At 57.3% G+C, this 2,841-nt stretch carries 3 protein-coding genes; all 3 read left to right on the top strand.

Features of this window, described 5'->3' with window-relative positions; all coding sequences use genetic code 11:
• Positions 1-164: 164 nt before the first annotated feature.
• The 3 genes from aac(3)-IIe to ACMWKK_RS26000 all read left to right on the top strand — a co-directional run bounded on the left by aac(3)-IIe (position 165) and on the right by ACMWKK_RS26000 (position 2,828).
• Positions 165-1,025, top strand: a complete 861-nt coding sequence (aac(3)-IIe, locus tag ACMWKK_RS26010) for an aminoglycoside N-acetyltransferase AAC(3)-IIe (RefSeq protein WP_000557452.1) — start codon at positions 165-167, stop codon at positions 1,023-1,025.
• Between the two features lie 12 nt (positions 1,026-1,037).
• A complete protein-coding gene (locus tag ACMWKK_RS26005) occupies positions 1,038-1,580 on the top strand; it encodes an AAA family ATPase (RefSeq protein ID WP_002063889.1) in 543 nt (180 codons plus the stop codon).
• A gap of 91 nt (positions 1,581-1,671) precedes the next feature.
• Positions 1,672-2,828, top strand: a protein-coding gene (locus ACMWKK_RS26000) for an IS3 family transposase (RefSeq protein WP_369700724.1) whose coding sequence is annotated in 2 segments (ribosomal slippage) — positions 1,672-1,939 and positions 1,939-2,828 — 1,158 coding nt in all. Because the reading frame shifts where the segments join, the coding sequence is not laid out codon by codon here.
• Positions 2,829-2,841 lie beyond the last annotated feature (13 nt).

Here is a 2,841-nt window from a genome sequence, read left to right as displayed (position 1 = left end):
AGCGTACGGCCCACAGAATGATGTCACGCTGAAAATGCCGGCCTTTGAATGGGTTCATGTGCAGCTCCATCAGCAAAAGGGGATGATAAGTTTATCACCACCGACTATTTGCAACAGTGCCTCTCGATAGGTATAGTGTTTTGCAGTTTAGAGGAGATATCGCGATGCATACGCGGAAGGCAATAACGGAGGCAATTCGAAAATTAGGAGTCCAAACCGGTGACCTGTTGATGGTGCATGCCTCACTTAAAGCGATTGGTCCGGTCGAAGGAGGAGCGGAGACGGTCGTTGCCGCGTTACGCTCCGCGGTTGGGCCGACTGGCACTGTGATGGGATACGCGTCGTGGGACCGATCACCCTACGAGGAGACTCTGAATGGCGCTCGGTTGGATGACAAAGCCCGCCGTACCTGGCCGCCGTTCGATCCCGCAACGGCCGGGACTTACCGTGGGTTCGGCCTGCTGAATCAATTTCTGGTTCAAGCCCCCGGCGCGCGGCGCAGCGCGCACCCCGATGCATCGATGGTCGCGGTTGGTCCGCTAGCTGAAACGCTGACGGAGCCTCACGAACTCGGTCACGCCTTGGGGGAAGGGTCGCCCGTCGAGCGGTTCGTCCGCCTTGGCGGGAAGGCCCTGCTGTTGGGTGCGCCGCTAAACTCCGTTACCGCATTGCACTACGCCGAGGCGGTTGCGGATATCCCCAACAAACGATGGGTGACGTATGAGATGCCGATGCTTGGAAGAAACGGTGAAGTCGCCTGGAAAACGGCATCAGAATACGATTCAAACGGCATTCTCGATTGCTTTGCTATCGAAGGAAAGCCGGATGCGGTCGAAACTATAGCAAATGCTTACGTGAAGCTCGGTCGCCATCGAGAAGGTGTCGTGGGCTTTGCTCAGTGCTACCTGTTCGACGCGCAGGACATCGTGACGTTCGGCGTCACCTATCTTGAGAAGCACTTCGGAGCCACTCCGATCGTGCCAGCACACGAAGCCGCCCAGCGCTCTTGCGAGCCTTCCGGTTAGAGGCCGTCGACAATGATAATCTGGATCAACGGACCTTTCGGCGCCGGAAAGACGACTCTCGCTGAGCGGCTGCGCGATCGGCGTCCGAAATCGCTGATCTTTGACCCTGAGGAAATCGGGTTCGTGGTGAAAGAAACGGTCCCCATACCAGCGAGCGGAGACTATCAGGATCTCCCCTTGTGGAGGGGACTTACGATCGCTGCGGTCAGCGAGATTCGCAGGAATTACTCGCAGGACATCATCATCCCAATGACGCTCGTGCACCCGGACTATCTGACTGAGATACTCGACGGGTTAAGGCAGATCGACGATCAGCTGCTGCACATCTTTCTGATGCTTAACGAGGACCTATTGCGTCACCGGATCTCGAACCAGACCATGCATCCTGACCCGAATCGGAATGCGGAGATTCGAGAGTGGCGATTAGCGAATGTCGCCCGATGCTTGGCCGCAAGGGAACGGCTTCCGTCCACAACCCGTGTTCTCGATAGTGGTGCACACACCAGCGATGAACTTGCAGCGATGGTGCTCGACAGACTCGATCAGCGCACCTGATCGCCTTAGAGCTGGCTCGGGAAATCTGCACAGCGGGGATAAGTGGAGTTTCTGCCTGACTTCGGCTTAGATGCCGGGAACAGGAGAGACCATGACGAGACGACCGCGCCGGAACCATAGCCCGGCTTTCAAGGCGAAGGTGGCACTTGCCGCCATCCGAGGTGAGCAGACGCTGGTGGAGTTGTCCCAGCAGTTCGATGTGCACGCCAACCAGATCAAGCAATGGAAAGACCAGCTCCTTGAGGGGGCGACAGGTGTGTTCGGCGATGAAACGAAAGCGGAGCCGTCGGGTCCGACCATCGATGTCAAAACGCTGCACGCGAAAATCGGCGAACTGACACTGGAGAACGATTTTTTATCCGGTGCGCTCGGCAAGGCGGGATTGCTGGGCGGAAAGAAATGATCGACCGCGAGCACAAGCTATCCGTCGTGCGCCAGGCGAAGCTTCTCGGCTTCAGCCGTGGCAGCGTCTACTATCTGCCTCGTCCGGTGTCTGACGGCGATCTGGCCCTTATGCGCCGGATTGACGAATTGCATCTCGACTACCCCTTTGCCGGAAGTCGGATGTTGCAAGGGCTCTTGAGAGGAGAAGGTCTGGAGACCGGGCGGCGACACGTCGCCACGCTGATGAAGAAGATGGGCATCAAGGCGATCTACCGCCGCCCGAACACCTCGAAACCAGCGCCAGGGCACATACGAAAGCTGGCAGTCACCCGGCCCAATCAGGTGTGGGCAATGGACCTGACCTACATCCCCATGGCGCGGGGATTTGTCTATCTGTGCGCCGTCGTGGACTGGTTCAGCCGGAAGGTCTTGTCATGGCGGTTGTCGATCACGATGGAAGCAGCCTTCTGCATCGAGGCGGTGGAGGAGGCACTTGCCCGTCATGGCAGGCCGGAAATCTTCAATACCGACCAGGGATCGCAGTTCACCTCCATCGACTTCACCGCCGTGCTGAAGAGGTCACAGATTGCCATCTCGATGGATGGCAAGGGTGCGTGGCGAGACAATGTCTTCGTCGAGCGGCTCTGGCGTTCGATCAAATACGAGGAAGTCTACCTCCATGCCTACAAGACTGTGTCCGAGGCACGCGCTGGCATCGCCCGATATCTGAACTTCTACAACACCAGACGCCCACATTGGCACTGTTGCAAAGTTAGCGATGAGGCAGCCTTTTGTCTTATTCAAAGGCCTTACATTTCAAAAACTCTGCTTACCAGGCGCATTTCGCCCAGGGGATCACCATAATAAAATGCTGAGG

Source organism: Enterobacter sp. 01-M-03-SI-ECC (assembly GCF_047530215.1).
GTDB lineage: Bacteria > Pseudomonadota > Gammaproteobacteria > Enterobacterales > Enterobacteriaceae > Enterobacter > Enterobacter chengduensis.
This window is presented reverse-complemented; position numbering and strand designations above follow the sequence as displayed.

Bases quoted from the DNA above. Each gene is read 5' to 3' on its own strand.
- ACMWKK_RS26005 (WP_002063889.1), top strand. From the start codon at position 1,038: ATGATAATCTGGATCAACGGACCTTTCGGCGCCGGAAAGACGACTCTC.